The organism is Serratia sp. PL7 (genome assembly GCF_945957435.1).
This window is the reverse complement of sequence record NZ_CAMFLB010000002.1, coordinates 696508-710606: the sequence shown is the minus strand read 5'-3', so window position 1 is coordinate 710606 and position 14099 is coordinate 696508. Positions and strand designations below refer to the sequence as shown.

At 55.4% G+C, this 14099-nt stretch carries 8 protein-coding genes and 2 pseudogenes; 9 read left to right on the top strand and 1 reads right to left on the bottom strand.

All coding sequences use genetic code 11. From position 1 onward, the window contains the following. The first annotated feature begins 33 nt into the window (after positions 1 to 33). The 5 genes and pseudogenes from N6G83_RS17785 to N6G83_RS17765 all read left to right on the top strand — a co-directional run bounded on the left by N6G83_RS17785 (position 34) and on the right by N6G83_RS17765 (position 5739). Positions 34 to 3042, top strand: a pseudogene (locus N6G83_RS17785) (Tn3 family transposase). A gap of 33 nt (positions 3043 to 3075) precedes the next feature. Beyond that, positions 3076 to 3450, top strand: a pseudogene (locus tag N6G83_RS17780) (DNA glycosylase AlkZ-like family protein); the annotation flags it as partial. Positions 3451 to 3779: 329 nt separating this feature from the next. Further along, positions 3780 to 3962: a Trm112 family protein gene (locus N6G83_RS17775; protein WP_021804911.1), complete on the top strand. Its 183-nt coding sequence runs from the start codon at positions 3780 to 3782 to the stop codon at positions 3960 to 3962. Continuing rightward, entirely contained in the window at positions 3959 to 4708 is a 750-nt protein-coding gene (gene kdsB / locus N6G83_RS17770; RefSeq protein ID WP_024530368.1) for a 3-deoxy-manno-octulosonate cytidylyltransferase, read from the top strand. Before N6G83_RS17775 ends, kdsB begins: the two co-directional genes overlap by 4 nt. A gap of 134 nt (positions 4709 to 4842) precedes the next feature. After that, the gene (locus N6G83_RS17765; RefSeq protein WP_024530369.1) at positions 4843 to 5739 is read left to right on the top strand and encodes a YcbJ family phosphotransferase; all 897 of its coding nucleotides are present in this window, start codon (positions 4843 to 4845) and stop codon (positions 5737 to 5739) included. On the opposite strand, the gene elyC is transcribed toward N6G83_RS17765, so the two are convergent. Further along, complete coding sequence (gene elyC, locus N6G83_RS17760; RefSeq protein ID WP_211134851.1) at positions 5736 to 6509, bottom strand: envelope biogenesis factor ElyC; 774 nt, start codon at positions 6507 to 6509, stop codon at positions 5736 to 5738. The genes N6G83_RS17765 and elyC overlap by 4 nt on opposite strands. Positions 6510 to 6661: 152 nt before the next feature. Here elyC and cmoM point away from each other — a divergent pair, with 152 nt between their 5' ends. Genes cmoM through mukB form a run of 4 tightly spaced genes read left to right on the top strand, consistent with a single transcriptional unit; the run spans position 6662 to position 13911 of the window. Beyond that, positions 6662 to 7447, top strand: a complete 786-nt coding sequence (gene cmoM, locus N6G83_RS17755) for a tRNA uridine 5-oxyacetic acid(34) methyltransferase CmoM (protein ID WP_024484594.1) — start codon at positions 6662 to 6664, stop codon at positions 7445 to 7447. Then, on the top strand, positions 7444 to 8766 hold the full coding sequence (gene mukF, locus N6G83_RS17750) for a chromosome partition protein MukF (protein ID WP_024484593.1): 1323 nt from the start codon (positions 7444 to 7446) through the stop codon (positions 8764 to 8766). The genes cmoM and mukF overlap by 4 nt, the downstream gene beginning before the upstream one ends. Beyond that, positions 8747 to 9475: a chromosome partition protein MukE gene (mukE, locus tag N6G83_RS17745; RefSeq protein ID WP_024484592.1), complete on the top strand. Its 729-nt coding sequence runs from the start codon at positions 8747 to 8749 to the stop codon at positions 9473 to 9475. Before mukF ends, mukE begins: the two co-directional genes overlap by 20 nt. After that, entirely contained in the window at positions 9472 to 13911 is a 4440-nt protein-coding gene (mukB, locus tag N6G83_RS17740) for a chromosome partition protein MukB (protein WP_211134850.1), read from the top strand. The genes mukE and mukB overlap by 4 nt, the downstream gene beginning before the upstream one ends. The last annotated feature ends 188 nt before the right edge of the window (positions 13912 to 14099 follow it).

The following is a 14099-nucleotide window of genomic DNA, read 5'->3' as shown; positions in this document are numbered from 1 at the left end:
AATACGGATCAATAAATAACGAAAGGATGCGTGATGGCTGCTGATTTTCTGACCGACAAACAGACACAGAACTACGGGCGTTATGCCGCAGAGCCAAACGAGATCCAACTGGCACGGTATTTTCATCTTGATGAGCGAGACCTTACTTTCATCAACCTACGTAGGGGCAGGCATAACCGGTTGGGGATTGCCCTTCAACTCACAACCGCCCGCTTTCTGGGAACCTTCTTGCCCGATCTCATGCAAATACCGCCCGGTGTCCAGTTTTATGTCGCAAGGCAACTTAACATCCGCTATCCAGAGATCATCTCCCGCTATGCTCAAAGGGAAAATACACGTTGGGAGCACCACGGACTTATCAGGCAGCACTACAGCTATCATGATTTCGGTGATTTCCCGTGGTCGTTCAGACTGAAGCGATTGCTGTATACTCGTGCATGGCTCAGTAATGAACGCCCCGGACTGATGTTCGATTTTGCCACCGCGTGGTTGCTTCAAAATAAAGTGTTGTTGCCAGCCGCATCCACCCTTACGAGGGTCATTGGTGAAATCCGTGAGCGTGCGACCCGCCGCTTATGGCGAAAATTGGCCGCGCTGCCAAACCGTTGGCAGGCCGCACAACTGGCTGGGTTACTTGAAATCCCCGAAGGACAGCGACTCTCAGTGATGGAGCACCTAAAAAGAGGCCCTGTCACTATCAGCGGCCCCGCGTTCACTGAAGCACTTGAACGTTACACTCGCCTGCGCAGCCTGGAATTTTCCTGCCTGAATTTCACTGGGCTGCCTGCCATACAGCTCCGCAACCTGGCACGCTATGCCGGAATGGCATCGGTGAAATATATCAGCAGAATGCCAGAAGAACGGCGGCTGGCTATCCTTACCGCGTTCGTGAAAGCGCAAGAAATCTCGGCGCTGGACGAGGCCGTTGACGTGCTGGATATGCTGATCCTCAATATTACCAGGGAGGCGAAGAAAACCGGGCAGAAAAAGCGACTTAGGACGCTCAAGGATCTTGACCGTGCGGCGTTGTTGCTGGCGCGGGCATGTGCACTTTTACTTGATGAAGATACTGGTGATGATTTGCTGCGAAAGACCATATTCAGCAGTGTACCTGTCGCCAGACTGGCAGAGTCAGTGGAAAAAGTGAATGAACTGGCCCGCCCCCAGGATACAAACTTTCAGGATGAAATGGTGGAGCAGTACGGACGGGTAAGGCGTTTTTTGCCCGCACTACTGCGCGATCTGCACTTCCGGGCGGCCCCAGACGGTGAACATACCCTCGCGGCCATCCATTACCTGGCAGAGCTAAACGGCTCGAAAAAACGGATCCTGGACGATGCACCTGAACATATCATTTCAGGCCCTTGGAAACGCCTGGTGTACGATGCTGAAGGTCGGATACAGCGAGCGGGTTACTCGTTGTGTCTGCTGGAGCGACTTCAGGATGCGCTACGCCGTCGTGACATCTGGTTGGAAAACAGCGATCGTTGGGGTGATCCGCGCCAAAAACTTCTTCAGGGGGAGGAATGGCAGGCGCAGCGGGTTCCAGTGTGCCGGGCATTGGATCACCCCACCAATGGCAGTAAAGCATCGGTGCAATTGGCAGCACGGTTGGATGAAACCTGGAAAACGGTGGCATCACGTTTTGACCGCAATACCGCCGTAGACATCTGCAATGAAGGTAAACATCCTTCGCTGACCATCAGCAGCCTGGATAAATTGGATGAGCCACCGGCGCTGATACGACTGAGCAGCCGAGTCAGACAATTGCTCCCACCCGTTGACCTGACAGAACTGTTGCTTGAGATTGACGCCAGAACGGGTTTCACCCGTGAATTCAGCCATGTCAGCGAGTCAGGTGCCCGCGCGCAGGATCTGCATATAAGCCTGTGTGCGGTGATGCTGGCTGAGGCCTGCAATATCGGACATGAGCCGCTGATCAAGCACAATATCCCTGCACTGACCCGCCATCGCCTGAGCTGGGTGAAACAGAACTACATCTGAGCAGAAACGCTGGTCAGCGCCAATGCGCGGCTGGTTGATTTTCAGTCCTCGTTAGCGTTGGCAGGATACTGGGGTGGCGGTGAGGTGGCCTCCGCTGATGGTATGCGTTTTGTCACACCAGTGAAAACGGTGAATTCTGGCCCCAACAGAAAATACTTTGGTTCAGGGCGCGGCATCACCTGGTACAACTTTGTCTCTGACCAATATTCGGGTTTTCATGGCATAGTGATCCCTGGAACGCTGCGGGATTCCATTTTTGTGCTGGAGGGACTACTTGAGCAACAAACGGGACTAAACCCGGTTGAAATCATGACGGACACAGCAGGTACCAGTGACATTATCTTTGGCTTGTTCTGGCTACTGGGATACCAATTTTCACCTCGTCTGGCGGATGCTGGTGAGGCGGTGTTCTGGCGGGCTGACAAAGCAGCGAATTACGGGGCGTTGGACGAACTGGCTCGGGGTTGTGTTGACCTTTCTAAAATCGAAAGCCACTGGGATGAGATGATGCGGGTTGCAGGTTCGCTGAAGCTGGGCACAATTCATGCGTCAGAACTCATTCGATCGCTATTGAGAAGTACCCGACCGTCAGGGCTTGCTCAGGCAATAATGGAGGTCGGAAGAGTTAACAAGACACTGTATCTTCTCAACTATATTGATGATGAGGACTATCGCCGCAGGATCTTAACACAGCTTAACCGGGGCGAAGGTCGCCATGCCGTGGCAAGAGCCATTTGCTACGGTCAGCGTGGTGAGATCAGAAAACGTTACCGCGAGGGGCAGGAAGATCAGTTGGGTGCGCTGGGTCTGGTGACAAACGCAGTGGTGCTGTGGAATACGCTTTATATGCAGGAAGCCTTGTCGCACCTGCGTAGCACTGGGGAAGGGCCAGAAGATGAACATATCGCGCGGCTTTCGCCTCTGATGCATGGTCATATCAACATGCTGGGACATTATACGTTCACACTACCGGAGGATATTATGAAGGGGGAATTGAGGCCGTTAAATCTCAATTTAAACAATGAATTATCTCCTTAGCGTGGTTTTTTACATCATTGGCCCTCAAACCCCGTAACCTGCCTGCTGTCTCCTTTTGATCCGGTGGTGTGGGATCGGCGGCGCGCGCTGGAACTGTTCAGCTTTGACTATAGGCTGGAATGCTACACGCCAAAAGAAAAACGCCAGTACGGCTATTTCACCTTGCCGCTGTTGCAGCGGGGCGAACTGATTGGCCGAGTAGATGTGAAAATGCACCGCAAGCAGGGCGTTTTTGAAGTGATCAGTTTCCATCTTGAAACTGGGATCAAACTGGGTAAGCAGCGTTGTCAGGATATTCGTCAGGCAATTACCCGTACGGCGAAATGGCACGGGGCGCAGCAGGTCTCGCTAGGAGATGTACCCGCATCGCTGGCAGCAGAGTGGGGGCAAGGCTGGGGAATAGAATAACGAACGACGTTGTCACCGAGGGTAAAACGAATTTCAACGCCGCCCGCTAACTTGTAGGGGCGCATATACTCGCCCCGCGTTCCTCAGTTGCTGTAGTTGGCAAACAGCGCGATGATTTTATGGAGACGTTTGATCATTTGCAGGTTCTCATTTTTTTGTGATGTAAGTCACAAAAAATTCTACGCCTGCCAATGGAGTGATTCAACCCCCGCAGAAAAATTTCCCGTTCGGCAACCCTCTGAGCAAATCAGGCGGTGATTAACCGGCCCTATGGCGTTATGCTATCCTCACGCACTTTCCTTGTTAGCATATCTTCCCCTGGAGGAAGCATGGATCACCGTTTACTCGAAATCATTGCCTGCCCAGTTTGCAACGGTAAGCTCTATTTCAATAAAGAACATCAGGAACTGGTCTGCAAACTGGACGGCCTGGCCTACCCACTGCGTGATGGTATTCCGGTATTGCTGGAAAACGAAGCACGCACCATCCCACTGGACGAGAAGCACGCATGAGTTTTATCGCTATCATCCCGGCGCGTTACGCGTCCACCCGCTTGCCGGGTAAACCGTTGGCGGATATTCACGGTAAGCCGATGGTGGTGCATGTGATGGAACGAGCCCGTGAATCAGGGGCTTCCCGCGTGATTGTCGCCACCGATCACCCAGAGGTGGCCAAAGCGGTCGAGGCTGCCGGCGGTGAAGTTTGCATGACCAGCCCGGACCACCATTCCGGCACCGAACGCCTGGCAGAAGTGATCGAGAAATGTGGCTTTGCCGATGATGAAATCATTGTCAATGTGCAAGGCGATGAGCCGATGATCCCGCCGGTTATCGTGCGTCAGGTAGCAGAAAACCTGGCGGCCAGTAGCGCAGGGATGGCCACGCTGGCGGTGCCGATCGAAACCGCAGAAGAAGCCTTCAACCCGAATGCGGTCAAGGTGGTGATGGATGCGCAAGGCTATGCGCTCTATTTCTCACGCGCCACCATCCCTTGGGATCGTGAGCGTTTTGCTCAGTCAAAAGAGAGTATTGGCAATAGCCTGCTGCGGCATATCGGGATTTATGCCTACCGTGCCGGTTTTGTCCGCCGCTACGTCAGTTGGCAACCAAGCCAGCTGGAACAGATTGAACTGCTGGAGCAGTTGCGTGTGCTGTGGTACGGCGAAAAGATCCACGTCGCGGTGGCGCAGGCCATTCCGAGCGTCGGTGTCGATACTCCAGAAGACCTGCAACGAGTGCGGGACAGCATCAAGCGTTGAGTCGTCTATTGGCCGGAGACCCCGGCCATCTCAATTCCCTTATTCCCCCCTTTTATTGATCTGCATTGAAGAATTTCTCCGCTCACCGTTCAATGATGACTGATGCTTATCCTTAATCTGGAGGGTTTCGTCCCATGGAGCAGCTGCGTGCCGAATTGAGTATTGTGCTGGGAGAGTCCGTCGGTCGTCTGGAACGCGTCAGCGAACAGCCTTATGCCCATCTTTATTCACTGTACGATCGCCAGGATCATGCGATCCCACTGATGGCGAAAAGCTTCGTCTGTGAGGGCATTGCCCAGCAGGAAGCTTACAAGCTATCCATGCTGGCGCGTGAAGGAGACATTCGTCTGCCAACGGTGTTTGGCGTGGTTTACACCCGGCAAGCGCCCTACAAAGAGATTTTGCTGATCGAACGGCTGCGTGGCGTGTCGGTCGAGGCGCCAACCCGGACTTTGGCCCGTTGGGAAGCCTTGATGGACCAGATTGTCGACGGCATGCTGGCTTGGCACCGTATTGACAGCCACGGCTGTGTGGGCACGGTAGACAGCACGCAGGAGAATGATTGGTGCAGCTGGTACCAGCAGCGTATCGAGGTGCTTTGGTCAACTCTGGGTAATCTTAACTCGCCGCTGTTAAGCATGGCAGATCGCCGTCTGTTGTACCGCACGCGCGAAATGCTGATCGACTTCTTTGCCGATTTTGACGACCCTTGCGTGCTGGTGCACGGCAATTTGGGCTTGCGCAGCATGTTGAAAGATGCCAAAACCGATCAACTGCTGGCGATGCTCAACCCAGGCATGATGCTGTGGGCGCCACGGGAATATGAGCTGTTCAGGCTTTGCGAGGCGGGGATGCCGGATCAACTGCTGTTCCACTACCTACAGCGTGCGCCGGTGGCAGAGTCCTTCCTGTCTCGTCGTTGGCTTTATGTGGTGTGGGAGGCGGTAGCCAGGATGATCCATACCGGCAAGCTGGATCGCCCGGCGTTCGATCAGGCCGCACAACAGCTACGGCCGTGGTTGGCTCACTAATCGCTGCTGGTCTCACCGTCACCTTTTAGCTGCTGCCACAGGCTGCCCAGCGTTTCGTATGCGACCCGTTCGCTGTGCCCAAGGAACATCGCGGAAGGCATCACCCGATCCCAGATATTCAGCGGAGAGGTAATGGCCAGTTGATTGGCCGGAGCCGGGATTGGATGCAGGCCCTGAGCCTCAAAGAAGCGCATGGCACGCGGCAAGTGATTGGCGGATGTCACCAGCGCAAACGGCTGTTGCCCTACCAATTTGGCGACCTCTGCGGCTTCCTGTTCGGTATCCCGCGGGCGGTCCACCAGCACGATGTCGTTGGCAGGCACGCCCAGGCTTTCCGCCACCAGTGCTGCGGTGGCCGCGCTGCTTTGCGTTTTCGCGCCTTTTCCACCGGTAAAGACCATCTTGCTACCCGGGTGCGACAGGTATAGCCTGACGCCTTCGGTCACCCGTGGCAGGCTGTTGTTGAGCAGGTTAGAGCTAGGAGCCCAGTCTGGGTTATAGGTATAACCGCCGCCAAGCACCACGATATAGTCAATCTGGCCGTTGCCTCTATAGGTCGGGTAACTGGATTCTAACGGCCTCAACAGGCGATCGGCGACCGGTTGCAGGCTGAGCAACAGCAACAGCAGCCAGCTCAGGCTTAATATGACTTTGCCGCTTTTCTGCCAACGGGTAAACCACAGCAGCAATAATGCCAGCCCCATTAACAACAGCAGGGCGGGTAGAGGCATCATCAGGCCACCAATAAATTTTTTTAAGTGAAATAACATCAAAAATCAGGTCCTTTTGGGCGAAAAAACGACATCTGGCCGCATTCATGCTGCAAGAAGATTTATTCTAAGCCAGTCTGTGCCAAAATAGCAGGTTTGAATGGGCAGGCGCTTTGCCGTCGGCCAAGATAGAATCAGCGGAGCCGTTGTCCATGCAGGATCGCAATTTTGATGATATTGCCGAGAAGTTTGCGCGTAATATTTACGGCACCACCAAGGGGAAAATCCGTCAGGCGGTAGTCTGGCAGGATCTGACCACGCTGCTGGCCCAGTTGCCACAGCGGCCGCTGCGCATTCTGGATGCTGGTGGGGGCGAAGGCCACATGGCTTGCCAACTGGCAGAATTAGGACATCAGGTCTTGTTGTGCGATCTTTCTGGTGAGATGATCCAACGCGCTGCGTTGCTGGCCGAGCAGAAAGGTGTGAGCCAGAACATGCAATTCATACAAAGTTCGGCGCAAGAGATTGGTCAGCATTTGGCACAACCGGTCGATCTGATATTGTTTCATGCGGTTTTGGAGTGGATCGCCGAACCACAGGTGGCATTACAGGCGTTGTTTGATTGCCTGGTGCCCGGCGGCGCACTGTCACTGATGTTCTTTAATGCCAACGGTTTGTTGATGCGTAATGTGGTATTGGGCAATTTCCAACTGGTAGATCCCGAGGTCAGGCGGCGTCGCAAGCGCTCGCTGTCGCCGCAGTATCCTCATAGCCCACCGCTGGTCTACGGCTGGTTGGAGCAGATGGGTATGCAGATTTCAGGCAAAACCGGCGTGAGGGTTTTCCATGATTATCTGCAAAGCAGGCAGCTACAGACCCAAAAATTTGAAGAGTTACTGGCGCTTGAACAGCTTTATTGTCGGCAAGAGCCTTACGTGAGTTTGGGGCGCTATATTCACGTCTCGGCGCATAAACCGAACCTGAAGGACGAACTATGAGTGAATTTTCCCAGACAGTACCCGAACTGGTCGCCTGGGCACGGAAAAATGATTTCTCTATTTCGCTCCCCACTGAGCGTCTTGCGTTTTTGCTGGCTATCGCCACGTTAAATGGTGAGCGGCTGGACGGCGAGATGAGTGAAGGTGAGCTGGTTGATGCATTTCGCCATGTCAGCAAAGGGTTTGAACAGACGCATGAAACGGTGGCGATACGCGCCAACAATGCGATTAACGACATGGTGCGCCAGCGCCTGTTGAACCGTTTTACCAGCGAGTTGGCGGATGGCAATGCCATCTATCGCCTGACGCCGCTGGGCATTGGGATTACCGATTACTATATCCGCCAGCGTGAGTTTTCGACCCTGCGCCTTTCCATGCAGTTGTCGATCGTGGCGGAAGAGTTAAAGCGTGCCGCAGACGCTGCCGAAGAAGGCGGCGATGATTTCCATTGGCACCGCAACGTCTTTGCCCCGCTGAAATACTCGGTAGCGGAGATCTTCGACAGTATCGATCTGACCCAGCGCCTGATGGATGAACAGCAGCAGAGCGTGAAAACCGATATTGCGGCGCTGCTCAACCAGGATTGGCGTGCGGCGATCTCCAGCTGTGAGATGTTGCTGTCGGAAACCTCCGGTACCTTGCGTGAACTTCAGGATACGCTGGAGGCCGCAGGTGATAAACTCCAGGCCAACCTGCTGCGTATTCAGGATGCCACGCTGGGTGAGATGGAGCTGGGCTTTGTCGATAAGCTGGTGTTTGATTTGCAAAGCAAGCTGGATCGCATCATCAGTTGGGGCCAACAGGCGATTGACCTGTGGATCGGCTATGACCGCCACGTGCACAAGTTTATCCGTACCGCCATCGATATGGATAAAAACCGCGTGTTCGCCCAACGCCTGCGCCAATCGGTACAAAACTACTTCGATAACCCTTGGACGCTGACCCATGCCAACGCCGATCGTCTGCTCGATATGCGAGACGAAGAGCTGGCGTTACGCAGTGAGGAGGTCACCGGGGAACTGCCGCCAGATCTGGAATATGAAGAGTTCAGCGAAATTCGCGAACAGCTGGCAGCGATGATCGAACAGGCGCTGAAGGTTTACCAGGAACAAAAAATGCCGCTCGATTTAGGGGCAGTGATGCGCGATTATCTGGCGCAATATCCGCGTGTGCGTCACTTTGACGTTGCCCGCATAGTGGTCGACCAGGCAGTGCGCCTTGGTGTGGCTGAAGCTGATTTTTCAGGGTTGCCCGCGCAGTGGCAGGCAATCAATGATTACGGAGCCAAGGTACAGGCCCATGTCATCGACAAATATTGAACAAGTAATGCCAGTCAAGCTGGCCAAGGCATTGTCTAATACGCTGTTTCCGGCGTTGGACAGCCAATTGCGCGCAGGGCGTCACATCGGTATCGATGAATTGGACAACCACGCATTCCTTATGGATTTTCAAGACGAGCTGGAAGAGTTTTATACCCGTTACAGCGTCGAGCTGATCCGGGCGCCGGAAGGCTTCTTCTATTTGCGCCCGCGCTCGACCACGCTCATTCCACGCTCGGTGCTTTCCGAGCTGGACATGATGGTCGGCAAAATCCTGTGTTACCTCTATCTGAGCCCCGAGCGCCTGGCGCACGAAGGTATTTTCAGCCAGCAGGAGCTGTACGATGAGCTGCTGAGCCTGGCGGATGAGAGCAAGCTGCTGAAGTTCGTCAACCAGCGCTCCACCGGTTCGGATCTCGATCGTCAGAAGCTGCACGAGAAAGTGCGCTCCTCGCTCAATCGCCTGCGCCGTCTGGGCATGGTGTATTTCATGGGCAATGACAACAGCAAATTCCGCATTACCGAGGCGGTGTTCCGCTTCGGTGCCGATGTGCGTAGCGGTGACGACCCGCGCGAAGCCCAGTTGCGGATGATCCGCGACGGTGAGGCGATGCCGGTTGAAAACAGCCTGTCACTGAACGATGACGTTGATGCGGAAGATGCGCAGGCAGAAGCCACCCCGGACAGTGCAGAGGATGAACAGGAATGATTGAACGCGGTAAATTTCGCTCACTGACGCTGGTTAACTGGAACGGTTTCTTTGCCCGAACCTTTGATCTCGATGAGCTGGTCACCACGCTTTCGGGCGGTAACGGGGCCGGTAAGTCCACCACCATGGCGGCCTTCGTCACGGCGCTGATCCCGGATCTGACGCTGCTGCACTTTCGTAACACCACCGAAGCCGGTGCCACCAGCGGTTCACGCGACAAAGGCCTGCACGGTAAATTGCGTGCAGGTGTCTGCTACTCAACGCTGGACGTCGTCAACTCACGCCACCAGCGTGTGGTGGTCGGGGTTCGTCTGCAACAGGTAGCGGGGCGCGATCGCAAGGTCGATATCAAACCTTTCACCATTCAGGGGCTGCCAACGGCGGTGCAACCGACCGAACTGCTGACCCAAACCGTGGGCGAACGTCAGGCTCGAGTCCTCTCGTTGCAGGAACTGAAAGAGCGTGTGGAAGAGATGGAAGGGGTGCAGTTCAAGCAGTTCAACTCCATCACAGATTACCACGCCCTGATGTTTGATCTGGGGGTGCTGCCCAAGCGCCTGCGCACTTCTTCCGACCGCAGCAAGTTCTATCGCCTGATCGAAGCCTCGCTGTACGGCGGGATTTCCAGCGCCATCACCCGTTCTCTGCGTGATTACCTGCTGCCGGAAAATGGCGGCGTGCGTAAAGCGTTCCAGGATATGGAAGCTGCGCTGCGCGAGAACCGCATGACGTTGGAAGCGATCCGCGTCACCCAGTCGGACCGCGATCTGTTCAAGCATCTGATCTCCGAAGCGACCTCGTACGTTGCCGCAGACTACATGCGCCACGCCAATGAACGGCGTATCCATCTGGATGGGGCGCTGGTATTGCGCAACGAGTTGCTGAGCAGTCGCAAACAGCTGGCCGCCGAGCAGTTCCGCCACGTTGAAATGGCGCGTGAGCTGGCTGAACAAAGCGGTGCCGAATCCGATCTGGAAACCGATTATCAGGCCGCCAGCGATCACCTCAATCTGGTGCAAACCGCAATGCGCCAGCAGGAAAAGATCGAACGCTATGAAGGCGATCTGGAAGAGCTGACCTACCGTCTGGAAGAACAGAATGAGGTGGTCGCCGAAGCGAGCGAGCAGCAGGCGGAAAACGAAGCGCGTGCCGAAGCCGCAGAGCTGGAGGTGGATGAGCTGAAAAGCCAGCTCGCCGATTACCAGCAGGCGCTGGACGTGCAGCAAACTCGCGCCATTCAATATCAGCAGGCACTTCAGGCTCTTGAACGCGCCCGTGCGCTGTGCCAGGTGCCGGAACTCACCGCCGAAAATGCCGAAGAGTGGCTGGATACCTTCCAGGCGCGTGAACAGGAAGCGACAGAGTCCCTGTTGCAGTTGGAACAAAAGTTAAGCGTGGCGGATGCCGCTCATAGCCAGTTCGAGCAGGCCTATCAGTTGGTGGGTAAAATTGCGGGCGAAGTCAGCCGTAGTGAAGCCTGGCAAACTGCGCGTGAGCTATTGCGTGACTGGCCTTCGCAGCAGCATCAGGCCGAGCGTGTGCAGCCGTTGCGGATGCGTTTGAGCGAGCTGGAGCAACGCTTGCGCTCGCAGCAGGATGCCGAGCGTCTGTTGCAGGAGTTCTGTAAACGTCACGGGCAAAGTTATCAGCCGGATGAACTTGATGCCTTGCAGCAAGAGCTGGAAGAGCGTTTGGAATCGTTTTCGCAAAGCGTCAGCGAGGCCGGTGAGCGCCGGATGGAAATGCGCCAGGAGCTGGAGCAGATCCAACAGCGCATCAAAGAGCTGACCGCCAGGGCACCGATTTGGCTGGCCGCGCAGGATTCACTGACCCAGCTCAGCGAGCAGAGCGGTGAAGCCTTCGAAGATGGTCAGCAGGTTACCGAATACATGCAGCAACTGCTGGAGCGCGAACGCGAAACCACGGTTGAACGTGATGAAGTGGCCAGCCGCAAGCGCGAAATCGAAGCGCAGGTTGAGCGCCTCAGCCAGCCGAGCGGGGCAGAAGATCAGCGTCTGGTGACGCTGGCGGAGCGCTTTGGCGGCGTGCTGCTGTCGGAAATCTATGACGATGTCACCATTGACGATGCCCCTTACTTCTCCGCGCTGTACGGCCCGTCGCGCCACGCCATCGTGGTGCCGGATCTGTCGCTGGTGCGTGAGATGCTGGAAGGGTTGGAAGATTGTCCGGAAGATCTCTACCTGATCGAAGGGGATCCGCAGTCGTTTGACGACAGCGTGTTTGCCGTCGAAGAGCAAGAAAAAGCGGTGGTGGTGAAAATCGCCGATCGCCAGTGGCGTTACTCGCGCTACCCTGAGGTGCCACTGTTTGGCCGTGCTGCCCGGGAAAATCGCCTGGAAGTGCTGTACGCAGAACGTGACTCATTGGCCGAACGCTACGCCACCTTGTCATTTGACGTGCAGAAAACCCAGCGTTCTCACCAGGCGTTCAGCCGCTTTATCGGTTCACACCTCGCCGTGGCGTTTGACGCGGACCCTGAAGCGGATATCCGTGCTCTGAATAGCCGGCGGGGTGAAATTGAGCGAGCGCTCAATAACCACGAAGCGCAGAACCAACAACAGCGTCAGCAATACGATCAGGCCAAAGAAGGCATTTCCGCGCTCAACCGCCTGATGCCGCTGGTCTCACTGTTGAATGATGAAACCTTGCAGGATCGTGTCGAAGAGATCCGCGAGGAAATGGAAGAGGCGCAGGATGCTGCGCGCTATATCCAACAGCACGGCGTTTCCTTGGCCAAGCTGGAGCCCATGTTGTCGGTGCTGCAAAGCGATCCGGAGCAACATGAGCAGCTACAGCAGGACTATGTACAAGCCCAGGCCACCCAACGTCAGGCCAAACAGCAAGCCTTTGCCCTGACAGAAGTGGTGCAACGCCGCGCGCACTTCAGCTATACCGACTCTGCCGGTATGCAGAATGCGGATAACGATCTCAACGATAAACTGCGTCAACGCCTGGAACATGCGGAAGCGGAACGTACCCGCGCCCGCGAGCAACTGCGCCAGTATCAGACCCAGTTTACGCAATACAGCCAGGTGCTGGCCTCGCTGAAAAGCTCTTATGACGCCAAACGCGACATGCTTAAAGAGCTGAGCCAGGAGCTGGTGGACATTGGTGTGCAGGCCGATGCCAATGCTGAAGCCCGCGCGCGTCAGCGTCGGGACGAATTACATGCCTCGCTGAGTAATAACCGTAACCGCCGTAACCAGTTGGAGAAACAACTGACCTTCTGCGAAGCGGAAATGGACAGCCTGCAAAAGAGACTGCGCAAGCTGGAGCGTGATTATTACCAACTGCGTGAGCAGGTGGTGACCGCCAAGGCGGGCTGGTGTGCCGTGATGCGTCTGGTGAAAGACAACGGGGTTGAACGCCGTCTGCACCGTCGTGAACTGGCCTACATGGACGGTGACGAGCTGCGTTCGATGTCGGATAAGGCATTGGGTGCGCTGCGTCTGGCGGTGGCGGATAACGAACATCTGCGTGACGTGCTGCGCCTGTCGGAAGATCCGAAACGCCCTGAGCGCAAAATCCAGTTCTTTATCGCGGTCTATCAGCATCTGCGCGAGCGTATCCGCCAGGATATTATCCGCACCGACGATCCGGTCGAAGCTATCGAACAGATGGAGATCGAACTGGGTCGCCTGACCGAAGAGCTGACCGCGCGCGAACAGAAACTGGCGATCAGTTCGAAGAGCGTGGCGAACATTATCCGCAAGACCATTCAGCGCGAGCAGAACCGTATCCGGATGCTCAACCAGGGGCTGCAAGCGGTTTCCTTCGGTCAGGTGAAGAGCGTGCGCTTGAATGTCAACGTGCGGGAAGCTCATGCCACCTTGCTGGATGTGCTCTCCGAGCAGCAGGAACAGCATCAGGACCTGTTTAACAGCAACCGTCTGACCTTCTCGGAAGCGTTGGCCAAGCTGTATCAGCGCCTGAATCCGCAGATCGATATGGGTCAGCGCACGCCGCAAACCATTGGTGAAGAGCTGCTGGATTACCGTAACTACCTGGAGCTGGAAGTGGAAGTCTTCCGTGGCTCCGACGGTTGGCTGCGGGCAGAAAGTGGCGCGCTGTCTACCGGGGAAGCTATCGGTACCGGCATGTCAATTCTGGTGATGGTGGTGCAGAGCTGGGAAGAGGAATCACGCCGCCTGCGGGGTAAAGATATTTCGCCTTGCCGCCTGCTGTTCCTTGATGAAGCCGCGCGTCTGGATGCCAAATCTATCGCCACGCTGTTTGAGCTGTGCGATCGTCTGGAGATGCAGTTGATTATCGCCGCGCCAGAAAACATCAGCCCGGAAAAAGGAACCACCTATAAACTGGTGCGTAAGGTGTTCCAGAACCATGAACATGTGCACGTGGTTGGCCTGCGAGGGTTTGCCAGCGAACAACCGGCTTTAGACCCGGTGTCGGAATAAACGTCACAAAGCTAAAAAAGTGCACTATAAATCTGAAAATAGCCGCCTGAAGGTGGCTATTTTTTTGCATGACGAGGATGATAGGCGTGTTTTTTTGCCGGTGGTAAGCTGGGATGAAACAGTTATTTACGGCGCCGAGAGCAAAAGCGCCGTTCTGTTTGTATACTGAAACTAATAATAGTCTGTGC

What these genes read in the sequence shown, in the direction of transcription:
- kdsB (WP_024530368.1), top strand. Translation starts at nt 3,959, where the DNA reads ATGAGTTTTATCGCTATCATCCCGGCGCGTTACGCGTCCACCCGCTTG.
- cmoM (WP_024484594.1), top strand. Translation starts at nt 6,662, where the DNA reads ATGCAGGATCGCAATTTTGATGATATTGCCGAGAAGTTTGCGCGTAAT.
- mukF (WP_024484593.1), top strand. Translation starts at nt 7,444, where the DNA reads ATGAGTGAATTTTCCCAGACAGTACCCGAACTGGTCGCCTGGGCACGG.
- mukB (WP_211134850.1), top strand. Translation starts at nt 9,472, where the DNA reads ATGATTGAACGCGGTAAATTTCGCTCACTGACGCTGGTTAACTGGAAC.
- elyC (WP_211134851.1), bottom strand. Translation starts at nt 6,509, where the DNA reads ATGTTATTTCACTTAAAAAAATTTATTGGTGGCCTGATGATGCCTCTA.
- N6G83_RS17775 (WP_021804911.1), top strand. Translation starts at nt 3,780, where the DNA reads ATGGATCACCGTTTACTCGAAATCATTGCCTGCCCAGTTTGCAACGGT.
- mukE (WP_024484592.1), top strand. Translation starts at nt 8,747, where the DNA reads ATGTCATCGACAAATATTGAACAAGTAATGCCAGTCAAGCTGGCCAAG.
- N6G83_RS17765 (WP_024530369.1), top strand. Translation starts at nt 4,843, where the DNA reads ATGGAGCAGCTGCGTGCCGAATTGAGTATTGTGCTGGGAGAGTCCGTC.